Annotated in this window: 13 protein-coding genes and 1 pseudogene; 8 read left to right on the top strand and 6 right to left on the bottom strand. The window is 73.3% G+C overall.

Annotation, left to right across the window (positions count from 1 at the left end; translation table 11 throughout):
• Window positions 1–69: 69 nt before the first annotated feature.
• Together ACFQW6_RS19880 and ACFQW6_RS19875 are read right to left on the bottom strand one after the other, a co-directional pair.
• Window positions 70–996, bottom strand: coding sequence for a universal stress protein (locus ACFQW6_RS19880; protein WP_378549622.1), 927 nt, complete (start codon window positions 994–996; stop codon window positions 70–72).
• 18 nt (window positions 997–1,014) lie between these two features.
• Window positions 1,015–2,418: an MBL fold metallo-hydrolase RNA specificity domain-containing protein gene (locus tag ACFQW6_RS19875; RefSeq protein WP_378549619.1), complete on the bottom strand. Its 1,404-nt coding sequence runs from the start codon at window positions 2,416–2,418 to the stop codon at window positions 1,015–1,017.
• A 132-nt stretch (window positions 2,419–2,550) separates the two neighbouring features.
• Between ACFQW6_RS19875 and ACFQW6_RS19870 the strand changes: the two genes are divergently transcribed.
• From ACFQW6_RS19870 to ACFQW6_RS19850, 5 genes are all read left to right on the top strand, one after another.
• Window positions 2,551–3,528 (top strand): Acg family FMN-binding oxidoreductase, encoded by a 978-nt coding sequence (locus ACFQW6_RS19870; RefSeq protein WP_378549616.1) that lies wholly within the window; start codon window positions 2,551–2,553, stop codon window positions 3,526–3,528.
• Between the two features lie 63 nt (window positions 3,529–3,591).
• Entirely contained in the window at window positions 3,592–5,229 is a 1,638-nt protein-coding gene (locus tag ACFQW6_RS19865) for a bifunctional 3'-5' exonuclease/DNA polymerase (protein ID WP_378549613.1), read from the top strand.
• Window positions 5,230–5,310: 81 nt separating this feature from the next.
• Entirely contained in the window at window positions 5,311–6,189 is an 879-nt protein-coding gene (locus tag ACFQW6_RS19860; protein WP_378549610.1) for a hypothetical protein, read from the top strand.
• Window positions 6,186–6,704, top strand: coding sequence for a flavodoxin family protein (locus ACFQW6_RS19855; RefSeq protein ID WP_378549607.1), 519 nt, complete (start codon window positions 6,186–6,188; stop codon window positions 6,702–6,704). Before ACFQW6_RS19860 ends, ACFQW6_RS19855 begins: the two co-directional genes overlap by 4 nt.
• Window positions 6,705–6,745: 41 nt before the next feature.
• Entirely contained in the window at window positions 6,746–6,910 is a 165-nt protein-coding gene (locus ACFQW6_RS19850) for a hypothetical protein (RefSeq protein WP_378549604.1), read from the top strand.
• 13 nt (window positions 6,911–6,923) lie between these two features.
• Here ACFQW6_RS19850 and ACFQW6_RS19845 read toward each other — a convergent pair whose 3' ends face one another.
• Window positions 6,924–7,145, bottom strand: coding sequence for a hypothetical protein (locus ACFQW6_RS19845; protein ID WP_378549601.1), 222 nt, complete (start codon window positions 7,143–7,145; stop codon window positions 6,924–6,926).
• Window positions 7,146–7,279: 134 nt separating this feature from the next.
• Between ACFQW6_RS19845 and ACFQW6_RS19840 the strand changes: the two genes are divergently transcribed.
• From ACFQW6_RS19840 to ACFQW6_RS19830, 3 genes are read left to right on the top strand one after another with little or no spacing between them, the layout of a single operon-like run.
• Entirely contained in the window at window positions 7,280–9,037 is a 1,758-nt protein-coding gene (locus tag ACFQW6_RS19840) for a BCCT family transporter (RefSeq protein WP_378549599.1), read from the top strand.
• A gap of 24 nt (window positions 9,038–9,061) precedes the next feature.
• Window positions 9,062–9,643 (top strand): LysR substrate-binding domain-containing protein, encoded by a 582-nt coding sequence (locus ACFQW6_RS19835; RefSeq protein ID WP_378549596.1) that lies wholly within the window; start codon window positions 9,062–9,064, stop codon window positions 9,641–9,643.
• Between the two features lie 34 nt (window positions 9,644–9,677).
• Window positions 9,678–10,745 carry an NAD-dependent epimerase/dehydratase family protein gene (locus ACFQW6_RS19830; RefSeq protein WP_378549593.1) on the top strand — a complete coding sequence of 356 codons (1,068 nt, stop codon included), beginning with the start codon at window positions 9,678–9,680 and terminating at the stop codon, window positions 10,743–10,745.
• Here ACFQW6_RS19830 and ACFQW6_RS19825 read toward each other — a convergent pair.
• The 3 genes and pseudogenes from ACFQW6_RS19825 to ACFQW6_RS19815 form a co-directional block, all read right to left on the bottom strand.
• Window positions 10,723–11,541, bottom strand: a complete 819-nt coding sequence (locus tag ACFQW6_RS19825; RefSeq protein ID WP_378549590.1) for a hypothetical protein — start codon at window positions 11,539–11,541, stop codon at window positions 10,723–10,725. The two genes, ACFQW6_RS19830 and ACFQW6_RS19825, sit on opposite strands and share 23 nt — an antisense overlap.
• Window positions 11,538–12,116, bottom strand: coding sequence for an AAA family ATPase (locus ACFQW6_RS19820; protein ID WP_378549587.1), 579 nt, complete (start codon window positions 12,114–12,116; stop codon window positions 11,538–11,540). The genes ACFQW6_RS19825 and ACFQW6_RS19820 overlap by 4 nt, the downstream gene beginning before the upstream one ends.
• A 688-nt stretch (window positions 12,117–12,804) precedes the next feature.
• Window positions 12,805–13,015: pseudogene (locus ACFQW6_RS19815) on the bottom strand (hypothetical protein); the annotation flags it as partial.

Raw genomic sequence — 13,015 nt, 5'->3', positions numbered from 1 at the left:
GTACTGGAGGTCCTCGCTATTCGTCTACGCCTCGACGTTCACAACCTCTGTGGGAATTACACCTAGCTCTCACGTCGCAGGAGCGATCACGTCGGAACCCAGCTCCCCGTCGCCGGACGCGTAGCCGGCCACCGGCACGACCATCACCGGGCACATCGACGCCCGCAGGACCGTCCGCGCCAGCGAGCCGAGGTGCTCGGGGATCCAGCCGCGGGCCCCTCGCCGCCCGATCACCACGAGGGAGGCGTTCCTCGAGTCGTCGACCAGCACGTCCGCCGGCCACTGGTGCCGCACCTCCACCTCGATGGGGACAGTGGGCCACGAGTCGCGGTGGTCCGCGACGGCGGCGGAGAGCAACCGCTGCTGCTTCGCCCGCCACTCGGCGTCCACCCGGTGGGTGACGATGTCGTCGTAGGCGGCGTCGAGGCGCCACGCGTGGACGATTCTCAGCGGCGCCCCGGTCCGGTCGGCCCAGGAGAACGCCGCCTCGAGCACCTGCCAGGGCACACCTGCCTCGTGGACACCGACCACCACCTCGGCCGTGCCGCCCGGCGGGGGCTCCCACCGGGCCGGCACGGACACGAGCGGGCAGTGGCACCGGGACGCGGCACCGTTGGTCGTGGACCCGACGAAGAGGCGCTCGAGCGCGGTCGGCGTGCGGTGCTGCACGACCACGAGCCGGGCGTCGCGGCTGAGCTCGACCAGCACCTGCGAGGGCACCCCGGTCACCGCCACGACGTGGTGGGCGACGGGACCGCCGACGAGCTCCTCGAGCTCCTCGGCGACCTCGCGGACGATCCGCTCGGCCACGTCGATCGCCTCCGTCGGGGGCACCACCAGTCCCGGCACCGTCGGCAGGGACACCCGTCCGACGTGCACCAGGACGATCCGTGCTCCCACCCTCCGCGCGTGATCCGCGGCGAAGCGCAGGGCGGACGTCTCCCGTCCCCGACCCGTGACCCCGACGACGACGGCTCCTGAGGTCCTGCTGTCCATGGTGTCCCTCCTCGTCCCTCAGTCCACCAGCACCCGTTCGCCGTACCTCGGCACGACTGCCGTCCAGCCCAGCTCCTCCGAGACGCGCCGGGCGAGGGCAGTGGCGGAGCGCGGCTCGCCGTGCACGACGTACACCGTGTGCGGGGGGACGGGCGTCCGGCTGAGCCAGTCGACCGTCTCGCCCGCGTCCGCGTGGACCGAGAAGTCGGAGAGCGTGACGACCTCCGCCCGCACCGGCACGTAGTGCCCGTGGATCTTCACCTGGCGCGCACCGTCGGCGAGCTGGCGACCGCGCGTGCCTTCGGCCTGGTAGCCGGTGAGCACGACGCAGTTGCGCCGGTCGGGCAGCTGGTGGGCGAGGTGGTGCACGACGCGACCGCCCGACGCCATCCCCGACGCGGAGATGACGATGCTGGGGGTGCGCGGATTGTTGAGCCGCATCGACCCCTCGACGTCGTCGACCGCGTGCACGTGCGGTCCGTCGAGGTCGGCGAGCAGCTCGCGTGCCTCGGTGCGGAGCTGCGGCCCGCCGCGCGACGCCGCCCGTCGGTAGCAGTCCAGTGCGGCGAGGGCCATCGGGCTGTCGACGAAGATCGGGACGTCCGGGATGTCCCCGCGCTCCATCAGCCGGCGCAGCTCCAGGAGCACGAGCTCGGTGCGGTCGACGGCGAACGCCGGGATCAGCACGCTCCCGCCCCGGGCCACCGTGCGGCTGACCGCGTCGGCCAGGAGCTGCGGGTCCGGCGGCGGGTGCTGCCGGTCGCCGTACGTCGACTCGACCACGAGCGTGTCCGACTCGGGCGGGACGGCCGGGGGGCGCAGGAGCGGGTGGTGCGCACGACCGAGGTCGCCGCTGAACGCCACCCGATGCTGCCCCAGGCGCAGTGCGGCGGTGGCGGAGCCGAGGATGTGTCCCGCGGACCGCAGCGTGAGGGTGATGTCAGGTCCCAGTCGCAGCGGGCGGTCGAGGTCGACCGGCTCGATCAGCTTCAGCGCCTGCTCCACGTCGCCGTCGTCGTACAGCGGGAGTGCGGGGTGGTGCCGGGAGAAACCGGCGACATTGGCGTAGCGGGCGTCCTCCTGCTGCAGGTGGGCGCTGTCACGCAGGACGATGGCCGCCAGGTCAGCGGTCTCCGCGGTGCACGTCACGCGGCCGGCGAAGCCGTCCTTGACCAGGCGCGGCAGGTAGCCGGTGTGGTCGAGGTGGGCGTGGGTGAGCACGACGTGGTCGATGCCCGCCGGGTCGACGGGGAAGGGGTCCCAGTTGCGGCTCCGGTGGACCGTCAGGCCTTGGTAGAGCCCTGCGTCGACGAGCACGCGGACTCCCCGTGTCTCCACCAGGAAGCGGCTGCCCGTGACGGTGTCCACGGCGCCCAGGAAGGTGAGCGCGGCGGTGGAGGTGGGGTCGCGCGATGTCCTCATGCCACGACGCTAGGAGCGGCCGCACCGGACCGGCAGAGCCCGACGGCCCGGGCGCACGGGACCAACGGCTCTGCCGGCCCGCGCAGCGAGCGCGCACGCTCGGAGCAGACCCACACCTGCAAGGAGCCGGCCATGACCAGCACCCGCCTCGTCCCCGTGGAGACACTGCACCGGATCGTGGAGATCGCCACGCGCGCACCCAGCGTGCACAACACCCAGCCCTGGCAGTGGCGAGGCGGCTCGCACACCCTCGAGCTGTACGCCGACACGTCTCGCCGGCTGCCCCACACCGATCCCGACGCCCGCAACCTCATCCTCAGCTGCGGTGCGGCACTGCACCACGCCCAGGCCGCGGCGGAGGCGCTCGGGTGGCAGACCCGGGTCGTACGCCACCCGGACCCGGACCGCCCCGACCTGCTGGCCAGCCTCGACCTGTCCCCCGGTCCGCCTCCCGCAACGGCCGACGAGACGCTCGCGGCCCTGGACCGGCGGTGCACCGACAGGCGGCGCTTCACCGCGTGGCCGGTGCCGGAGGAGCGGCAGTCCCACCTCGCGCGGATCGCCAACCACTGGGGCGCGCGTGCGGTCGCCCTGACCGACGAGTCCGAGCGCTTCATCGCGGAACGGCTCGTCCGGCGGGCGCACCATCTGCAGTGGGCGGATCCTGCGGCCCGTGCGGAGCAGGCGGCCTGGCAGGACCGGGACGGAGGCGACGGGGTGCCGCCTGACGCCCTGCCCGGTGGGGCGGACCACCTCGGCGACCACCCGCACCGGTTCGAGGGTGCGTCGGAGGAGCGCGCGGCCACTGACCTGGAAGCGTCCGACGGGCTCCTCGTCTTCTTCGACACCGACGACGACCCGGCGGCCTGGCTGCGGGCGGGCGAGGGGCTGGGCGCGATGTGGCTGGCCGCCACCACGGCCGGGCTCGCGCTGGTGCCGCTCAGCCAGGTGATCGAGGTGCCCGAGACCCGGGCCGCCCTGCAGGCCGAGGTCCTCGGCAGCCTGGCCCACCCGCTCCTGCTGGTACGCCTCGGTTGGCGATCCACCGGACGCCCCCCGCCGGCCCGCACCCCGCGACGGCCGGTGTCCGAGGTGCTCGAGCTGGACTGACCACGACCAGCGGTGTCGGCGGCCGGCGCCGGTGACGTCGGTGCCGTCGTGGAGGCTGTCCCCATGACGCGCGTCCGCCTGTCCCGGCTGCCGGGCGAGCGCGTGCTGGTGTCCGAGGGCGAGACGACCCGGGAGGTGGCGCTCGCCGACCTCCCTGCCTACGTGGACGAGCGCGAGCCCGACGACCCGCGGTGGGTCTGGGACGACACCGCACGCTGGTATCCCCCGCTGCTGGCTGCCGGCGTGCGGGTGGCCAGGTGCCACGACCTCCGGTTGTCCAGGCGCCTGCTGGCCCGGGCGCCCGCCGTCGACCCGTCGCTGCTGGGCGGCGACGATGCCGAGCTGTGGGACCGGCTGCGGCCGGCGACCGTCACCGAGCCCGTGCTGTTCAGCGGGCACGACGCGCTCGACCACCTGCGCGCCGACGTCGAGGACGTGCGCCAGCTGGCGGCGATCGACGCCTCCCCCGAGGCCGCCCGGCTCCGGCTCCTTGTCGCGGCGGAGTCCGGAGGCGCCCTCGCGGCCGCCGAGATGACCCATGCCGGTGTGCCGTGGCGCGTCGACGTCCACGAGGCCTTGTTGTCCGAGCGGCTCGGCCCCCGCCCGCCCCGCGGCGCCCGCCCCCGGCTCCTCGCGGAGTGCGCCGACGACGTACGACGCCTCCTCGACGCCCCCGGCCTCAACCCGGACTCCCGACCGGACCTGCTGGCTGCCCTGCGCCGGGCGGGGATCGAGGTCACCGACACCCGGGCGTCGACCCTGCGCGCCGTCGACCACCCGGTCGTCGAGCCGCTGCTGCGCTACAAGTCCCTCGCCCACCTGTTCTCGACCAACGGCTGGGCGTGGATCGACGAGTGGGTCCGCGACGGCCGGTTCCGCGCGGTCTACCAGCCCGCCGGGTCGGCGACGGGACGGTGGTCGTCCAACGGCGGTGGCGCCCTGTCGTTCCCGGTCCAGGTGCGGTCGGCGGCCGTGGCCGACGAGGGCTGGGTGCTCGTCGTCGCCGACGTGGCCCAGCTCGAGCCGCGCGTGCTGGCCGGGATGAGCGGCGACCGCGCCCTGGCCCGCGCCGCGCGGGGCGCCGACCTCTACCAGGGGATGGTCGAGGCCGGAGCCGTCGCCACCCGGCAGGACGCCAAGCTCGGCCTGCTCGGCGCGATGTACGGCGCCACCAGCGGGGAGAGCGGCCGGATGGTCGCCGGGCTGACCCGGCGCTACCCGCAGGCGTTCGGGCTGGTCGAGGACGCAGCGCGCGCCGGCGAGCGTGGCCAGGTGGTGCGCACCCTGCTCGGGCGCGGCAGCCCGGCGCTCGGCGGCTCCTGGGACGAGTCCCCTGACGCACCCCCGGCCGACCTCGACGACCTCGACCGGCGGCGTCGGTCCTTCGGCCGGTTCACCCGCAACTTCGTGGTGCAGGGCACGGGCGCCGAGTGGGCGCTGTGCTGGATCGCCGACCTCCGCAACCGCCTCTGGCGACTCGGAGGCGACGGCACCCTCGACGAGAGGCCGCACCTCGTCCTCTTCCTGCACGACGAGGTGGTCGTGCACGCCCCGGCCGGCCTCGCCGACGCCGTCGCCGCGGAGGTGGCCGAGGCAGCGTCCACCGCGGGCCGGCTGCTGTTCCGCGAGCTGTCCGTCGACTTCCCGCTCAACATCTCGGTGGTGCGCTCCTACGCCGACGCCGGCAAGCCGGGGACCTAGGTCCTCGCTGGCGACGACCTTCGCCCCTGAACCTCGTCGGCGAGGCGATGGATGCTCGAGGTGGCAGATGGAGGTATCGCCATGACCGCGACACTGGAGCCCCGCACGAGCCACGACGCCTTGACGCGCACCACCGCAACGCTCGTGTCGACCTGGGTGCTGGCGACCGCCGTCGTCGCCGCGTCGCTCTACGGGCTGCTCGCCGAGACGCCGTATCGCTCGCTGCCGGAGGCGACCGTCGTATCCGCGCGGGCCCAGGACGCCTGCAGCATCGTGGTGGCGGGAGTCCTGGTGCTCCTGGTCCGCGGGCCCGTCCTGTCCGTCGCGGCCCGCCTCGCCCGGCTCGGGCTCCTGGCCTACCTGCTCTACAGCTACCTGATCTACGTCACCGGTGTGCCGATGAACCGGGTGTTCCTGGTCTACGTCCTGATCGTCAGCCTGTCCGGCGCCGGCCTGCTCGGCGGCCTCCTGCATATCCATGACCGTCCGCCCGCCTCGACCGCGTCCCCCGGACTGACCCGGACCACTGGTTGGGTCCTCGTCGTCACCGCCGTCCTGTTCGCCGGGCTGTGGCTCTCGGTGCTGGTGCCCTACGCCCTCGGGGGCAGCGTGCCGGAGCCCCAGGGCGTGGGCGGCACGCCGTACCCCGTGTTCGTCCTCGACCTCGGGGCCGTCCTGCCCGCCATCGCCGCTGTGGGGGTGCTGCTGCTGCGTGGTCGAGCGGTGGCTGGCGCCCTGGCCGCGGTGGCCATGCTCAAGATCCTGACGCTGTTCACCGCGCTGTGGGCCGGTCCCCTCCTTGCCCTCGCGACCGACGCCGACGTCCACCTCGGCCCGGACGCGGTGCCCAGCGTGCTGCTGCTCGGGGCGAGCGCGTGGCTCACCGCACGGTGGCTGCGCTCGTTCGGACCTGTCCCCCACCAGACCCCCCTTCCCCACTCCGAGAGGCGCACGCCATGACCGCACTGGTCGTCCACGAGTCCCACTGGGGCAACACCCGCGCCGTCGCCCGGGCGATCGCCGACGGCCTGTCCGACAGCGACGGTGGCCCGGTGCAGGTCGTCGACGTCGGGTCGGCACCGTCCCCGCTGCCCGACGGGGTCGACCTCGTCGTCCTCGGCGGCCCCACGCACGCCTTCTCGATGAGCCGGCCCACCACCCGGCGCGACGCCCACGACCAAGGGGCCGAGCCCGGGCACGAGGGCCGCGGCATCCGCGAGTGGTTGGGGACCCTGCCGGCCGGCGGACCAGCGTGCTCCGTCGCCACCTTCGACACCCGCGCCGAGCAGGTGCGTCGCCTGCCCGGCTCGGCAGCTCGCTCGGCCGCCCGGTTCGTCGCGCGCCACCGGCTCGGCCGGATGGTCGGCACCGAGTCCTTCTACGTCGCGGACTCCCCCGGCCCGCTGGTCGACGGCGAGCTCGAGCGCGCACGTGCCTGGGGCAGGGCCCTGGCGTCTGGCCTACGCGAGTCGTGATCCCACTGGTGAGCCCGCCTCGTGCGACCTATGGTGGCCGGATGAGCGAGCGGGACGACCACAGCACCGGTCCGGACGTCATGGACATGTTCGACTCCGACGCGGGTCCCCAGCCGGTGTGCCGGGTGTGCGGTGCGCTGGTGGCCGCGACCGACGTCTACCGTCGCGCCCACTGGGACTGGCACGAGGCGTCCAACGGGGCCTGACCCCGACTCGTCGTCAGGCCCCCTGGCCGAGGGGCTCGATCTCCCCGCGCTCCACGAGCTCCTCCAGCGCCGTACGGCACCCCGACTGCCACTGGCCGTCACGGTCCTCGAAGGAGACGACGGCCTCGCCGGCGCAGTCGCCGCTGGACCCGCCAGCGTGGTGGGAGCACGCGCCCTCCGCGGCCGGGCTGCCGGCCTGGTGCAGGGCCGGGTCGAACGTCTGCGACTGCCTCATGTCCTCACCTCTCCCCTCGACGGTGCCACGAGCGCCGGCACCTCGGCCTCACCCCTGTGGGCCTCGTCTCAGTGTGAGCGAACACGCATGCTCCCGGTTTGCGCACCGGTGCGGTTCTTTGGTCTGGTCCTCGGATGGCCACCGGAATCGAACACCCGCGAGACCTGCCCACACCCGACGTCATCGACGAGCCCCACCCCGCGCTGGACGCGGCCATCGAGCCCACAGAGCCCCGCGAGACAGGCCTGGACAAGGTCGTCTTCGGGGTGACGGCGGTCGTCAGCCTCGCCTTCCTCGTCTGGGGGTTCCTCAGCACCGACAGCCTCGCCGACGCCTCGGGCAGCGGCCTGGCGTGGACGATGAGGAACACCGGCTGGCTCTTCGTGCTCACCTCGAGCGCGTTCGTCGTCTTCGTGATCTGGCTGGCGCTCGGCAAGTTCGGCAACATCCCGCTCGGTCGCGACGACGAGGAGCCCGAGTTCCGGACCATCTCCTGGGTGGCCATGATGTTCAGCGCCGGCATGGGCATCGGCCTGATGTTCTACGGCGTCAGCGAGCCGATCAGCCACTTCGTCACGCCGCCGCCCGGCACGGGTGCGGCCGGCAACACCGAGGCTGCCCAGCACGCCATGGCGACCACGATGTTCCACTGGACCCTGCACCCCTGGGCGATCTACGCGGTCGTCGGCCTCGCGGTGGCGTACGGCGTCTACCGCAAGGGCCGCCTGCAGCTCATCAGCTCCGCCTTCGAGCCGCTCATCGGTCGCCACGCCCACGGCGTGGGCGGGAAGGCCATCGACATGTTCGCGATCTTCGCGACCCTGTTCGGCTCCGCCACCTCGCTGGGCCTCGGCGCGCTGCAGATCGAGTCCGGGCTCCAGATCGTGGCGGGGCTCGATGACACCGGCAACGGCGTCCTCGTCGGCATCATCGCCGTCCTCACCGCTGCCTTCGTGCTGTCCGCCGTCTCCGGCGTGGCGAAGGGCATCCAGTGGCTGTCCAACATCAACATGGTCCTCGCCGTGGGGCTGGCCCTGTTCGTCTTCATCGTCGGACCCACGGTCTTCATCCTCAACCTGGTGCCCACCTCGATCGGCAGCTACGTCGCCGACCTGCCGATGATGGCCGCGCGCACCGCCGCCGAGGGCGACGAGGTCAGCACCTGGCTGTCGACCTGGACGGTCTTCTACTGGGCGTGGTGGCTGTCCTGGACGCCCTTCGTCGGCATGTTCATCGCGCGCATCTCGCGCGGGCGCACCATCCGCCAGTTCGTCACGGGCGTGCTGCTGGTGCCGAGCCTGATCAGCGTCGTGTGGTTCTGCATCTTCGGCGGCACCGCGATCGACCTGCAGCAGAACGGCACCGACATCGCGGGAGCCGGCGGGCTCGAGAACCAGCTCTTCAGCACCCTCGAGGCCTTCCCTCTCGCCACGGTGTCGAGCATCGTCGTGATGGTCCTCGTCGGCATCTTCTTCGTCTCCGGCGCCGATGCCGCCTCCATCGTGATGGGCTCGCTCTCCGAGCGCGGGACCATCCACCCGAGCCGCCCGACCGTCATCTTCTGGGGCGTGGCCACGGGTGCCGTCGCCGCCGTGATGCTGCTCGTCGGGGGCGCGGACGCGCTGAGCGGCCTCCAGACCATCACGGTCATCGCGGCGCTGCCGTTCGTGCTGATCATGATCGGCCTGGCGGTGGCCCTGGTGAAGGACCTCGCCCAGGACCCGCGGGTCGTGCGCCGGAAGTACGCCATCGAGGCCGTCGAGGCAGCGGTCATCACCGGCGTCACCGAGCACGGCGACGACTTCGTCCTCTCGGTCGAGAAGGGTGAGGTCGAGAAGGCCGAGGTCGACACGGACGTCCGGTCGGACGAGGCCACCAAGGTCGACGCCTGACCGCTGACGCCTAGGCTCGGTCCCATGACCGACACCCTGCGCATCGGCTTCGTCACCGGCGCGACGCCCGACAAGTGGGCGCGCCACTGGCGTGACCGTCGTCGCGAGCGGCTGGAGCTCGTGCCGGTGACGGAGGCCGACCAGCTCGACGGCGTGCGCGACGGGAGCCTCGACATGGCACTCGTCCGCCTCCCCGTCGACCGCGACGGGCTGCACTGCGTCCGCCTGTACGAGGAGCTGCAGGTGGCGGTGGCCTCGCGCGACCACGTGCTCGCCGCTGCCGACGAGGAGGTCACGACCGGCGACCTCGACGACGAGCAGCTCGTCCGGCCCCACCCCAGCGGCTGGACGCCCACGGCCGACCAGCTCGACTGGCCGCCGATGAGCGAGCAGGAGGCGATCGAGACGGTCGCCGCCGGGACCGGCGTGGTCGTCGTACCCATGTCGGTCGCGCGGCTCCACCAGCGCAAGGACGTGGTGACCCGCGTCGTCACCGACCTCGAGCCCACCACGATCGCGCTGGTGTGGCTGTTGGACCGGGACGACGACGTCACCCAGGCCTTCGTCGGCGTCACCAAGGGCCGGACGGCGAACACCTCGCGCTGAGTCTGCGCAGCCCGTGACGGGGTACTGGTCGCGCATGCGCATCGTCATCACGGGAGCCAGCGGCAACGTCGGCTCTGCCCTCGTCCGACGGCTGACCGACGACGGCGGGCACGAGCTCGTCGGGGTCGTCCGGCGCCCACCCGCGAGCGACGTGTCGTTCCCGCCGATGGAGTGGGTGGCCGTCGACCTCACCGACGACGCGGACACGGGAGCGCTGCGCGCCGCCTGCGCGGGTGCCGACGCCGTCGTGCACCTCGCGTGGGGCTTCCAGCCCTCGCACCGGGAGGCCTACCTGCGCGCGCTCGGCGTCGGCGGAACCGGGCGCGTCATCGACGCCGTGGTGGCCGCAGGGGTGCCGCACCTCGTGCACATGTCGTCCGTGGGGGCCTACTCCCCCAAGCGTGACGACGCCCCGGTCGACGAGACGTGGCCCACCGAGGGCGTACCGACGTCGATGTACAGCCGGCACAAGGCCGCCGCCGAACGGCTCCTCGACGAGCTGGAGGTCGACGGCCCCGACGTGACCGTCACCCGGGTGCGACCCGGCATCATCGGCCAGCGAAGCGCCGGCAGCGCCCTGCTGCGATACGGGTTGCCCGCCCTCGTCCCGGCCGCTGTGCTCCGGCACGTGCCGGTGCTGCCCATCGACTCCGGGCTCGTGATCCCGATGGTGCACGCCGACGACGTCGCCGACGCCCTGGCCCGGGTGCTCGACGCCCGGGCGCCGGGCGCGTTCAACCTCGCCGCCGAGCCGCCCGTCACCGCCCAGGCCGTGGCCGACGTCCTCGGCGCCCGACTCCTGCACGTCCCGTCCGCCGCTGTGCGCGCCGCCGTGTCGACGAGCTGGCACGCCCGCGTGCAACCCCTCGACCCCGGATGGATCGACATGGGCTACGCCGTGCCGCTGCTCGACACGACCCGGGCGCGTACGGAGCTGGGCTGGGAGCCGTCGACGAACGCGACCCTCGTCCTGGCCGAGACCGTCGCCGGCATGCAGGACACGGCCTGGTCGGGCACGCCGATCCTCCGACCGCGCACCGTCGCCGGTGGCCTGGCCCGTGCGCTGCGTCGTGGCCCGGTCAGCTCTCGCCGCGCGCCGTGAGCAGCACCCGCGTTGCCGCCGCGATGAACCCAGCGGCAGTCAGGCGCGCCTCCTCCTGCTCGTCACCGGTCGCCGCGAGGACCGTCACGTGGCGCGCGTGGCGGCGAGCCGCGACCGCTGCTGCGCCGAACGCGGCCTCGACGTACGCAGCCTCTCCGCCGGGCGCATAGCACGCACCCATCCGTACCGTGTCCGCGAGGACCCGGCTGCGGCTGCACATCGCGACCGGATCGCCGTCGACCTCCCACAGCACCAGCCCACCGGCGGCGAGCGGGTCGTCGACGACGTACGCCAGGTCGCTGGGGTCGCCGGGCAGACCTGCCATCAGCTCGTCGAACCACCGATGGAGCATCGGCTCGTCAGCCGGCTCCGCGATGCGCGAGCGACCGGCGCAGGAGGGCGGAGCCGTCGGCTCCTCGAGCACGTGCACCGTGAAGGAGCGAGTGGGCGTCAGCCGTGTGCCGGCCGCCGCCCAGGCCTGCACGACGTCATCAGCGACCACGCCCGGCACGCCTACGGCGTCGGGGCGTGCGTCCAGCGGGACCAGCTCGTCCAGAGCGGCGCGGGGCATCCGCGTCAGGAGCGGGTCGTGCCGGGGCGCCCGGACGTACGCCCCGCCCACGACCCCGGAGTCGTCGCTCCACCAACCGCATTCGAGCCCCTGCGGCGCGGTGTCCGTCGCGAGGAGGTGGGCGACCTCAGCCAGCAGGGGCGCGTTCTCCACCGGGTGCTCACCCAGCCACGGCCCCGCCCGGTGCCAGAGCTCGGCCGCATCGGTCGTCTGTGCCCACGTCACGCCCGATCGTCCCACGGGCGGACGGTGCCCCTCAGGTGCCGAGGAGCGACGTCGACTCGCCCATGCCGCGGCTCATCCGTGAGGAGCGCCCTGCACGCTGTCGCGACCTGCGCGACGTCCACGGGGACCGACGTGTCGACGTCGAGGACCGGGCCCAGCCCCAGCGGAGCGACCTCCTCGGCCCACAGCTCGGACGACCGGCGCCGATCATCGAGGTGGCGTTCGTCCCGGGTCCGCGCGGCGTAGCGCTCCTGTGCCGTCGCGAGCGGCACCCGGCACCGCACCTCGACGACCGGACCCGGCAGGTCACGCGCGAGCGCCTCGGCGTAGCTATACCAGGTGCTGTCGACGACCGCGCCGGGGCACCCTCGTGCCGCTGCCAGCACCGCAAAGACCGCCGCCCGACCGAGACGGCGGGACTCCTCGACGTCGGACGGGGCACCGAGCGCGTCCATCAGCGCTTCCTTGACCTCGTCCTTGGACAGCAGCGGCAAGGGGAGCTCGGCGGCGAGCGCGCGCGACAGCGTGGTCTTGCCCGACCCCGGCCAGCCCCCGACGAGCACGAATCCACGCACGTGCCCAGCGTGCCACCCCGGCCGGTGCCCCGCCGCGCACGCAGGGAGGCCTGCCGAGGCAGGACATCACGACGTGCGCCCCGGTGGGATCAGCGTTCGATCCGGATGTCTGTGACGGGGTGCCCGGTGGCAGCGCCCGGACCTGCTCGTGGATCTGGCCGGCGACGCTGACCGACACCACGAAGTCGGCCAGCTCGATGTTCGCGACCGACAGCTCGCCCCCAAGGACCGGCGGGATCCTGAACGAGAGGACCTGCTCGGACCGGGCTCCAGTTCGGTGGCACGTACGAGGTGCGCTAGGAGGTACTCGTCCTGCACCTCCCTGGTGTTGATGGCCGCCTGCAGGGTCGCGGAGTCCGGCCACGCCGGGACGAGGCTGCCGTCCAACGTGTCGAGGAACGAGAACGACCCGTCCCGGTCCCGCAGGAACACATCGCCGAAGCCGTTCGCCAGGACCGGCTCCATCCGGTCGATCCCCTCGAGCCACGCCCATGAGGAGAGTGCCTGCGCGTAGGCGTCATTCGTGAGCCGCCGCACCACGTCCATCGCGCCACCGTAGGGCGCTGAACGTCGCTTCATGTGCAGCCATAGGTCTGTCGAAGCCGGTCGCGGTGTCGCGGCGCAACACAGGATCTGTGGACGTCCCTGTGGCCCCGCCACCTGGTCGATGGCGGGGTGCGGGGCGGGGTCATGGTCGACGTGGGCGCGGGATGCCGGGCGGGTCGGGCGAGTCGGGTGGCTCGGCGCGGTTGATCGCGGTGGTGCCGGTGTGGTCGCGGCGGTAGCGGTGGCCGTGCGGTGAGGTCCACTCGAAGCACCCTCGTCCGGTGACGCGGTAGCGCCAGGCGGTGTGGGTCTTGAGGCGGTGGTGGAAGCGGCACAGGGCGGCGAGGTTGTCG

The organism is Nocardioides sp. GCM10028917, from assembly GCF_042666175.1.
Lineage (GTDB): Bacteria > Actinomycetota > Actinomycetes > Propionibacteriales > Nocardioidaceae > Nocardioides.
Note: the sequence above shows the minus strand (reverse complement) of the source record. Positions and strands in the feature narration are given on the sequence as shown.

Bases quoted from the DNA above. Each gene is read 5' to 3' on its own strand.
- ACFQW6_RS19880 (WP_378549622.1), bottom strand. From the start codon at position 996: ATGGACAGCAGGACCTCAGGAGCCGTCGTCGTCGGGGTCACGGGTCGG.
- ACFQW6_RS19875 (WP_378549619.1), bottom strand. From the start codon at position 2,418: ATGAGGACATCGCGCGACCCCACCTCCACCGCCGCGCTCACCTTCCTG.
- ACFQW6_RS19870 (WP_378549616.1), top strand. From the start codon at position 2,551: ATGACCAGCACCCGCCTCGTCCCCGTGGAGACACTGCACCGGATCGTG.
- ACFQW6_RS19865 (WP_378549613.1), top strand. From the start codon at position 3,592: ATGACGCGCGTCCGCCTGTCCCGGCTGCCGGGCGAGCGCGTGCTGGTG.
- ACFQW6_RS19860 (WP_378549610.1), top strand. From the start codon at position 5,311: ATGACCGCGACACTGGAGCCCCGCACGAGCCACGACGCCTTGACGCGC.
- ACFQW6_RS19855 (WP_378549607.1), top strand. From the start codon at position 6,186: ATGACCGCACTGGTCGTCCACGAGTCCCACTGGGGCAACACCCGCGCC.
- ACFQW6_RS19850 (WP_378549604.1), top strand. From the start codon at position 6,746: ATGAGCGAGCGGGACGACCACAGCACCGGTCCGGACGTCATGGACATG.
- ACFQW6_RS19845 (WP_378549601.1), bottom strand. From the start codon at position 7,145: ATGAGGCAGTCGCAGACGTTCGACCCGGCCCTGCACCAGGCCGGCAGC.
- ACFQW6_RS19840 (WP_378549599.1), top strand. From the start codon at position 7,280: ATGGCCACCGGAATCGAACACCCGCGAGACCTGCCCACACCCGACGTC.
- ACFQW6_RS19835 (WP_378549596.1), top strand. From the start codon at position 9,062: ATGACCGACACCCTGCGCATCGGCTTCGTCACCGGCGCGACGCCCGAC.
- ACFQW6_RS19830 (WP_378549593.1), top strand. From the start codon at position 9,678: ATGCGCATCGTCATCACGGGAGCCAGCGGCAACGTCGGCTCTGCCCTC.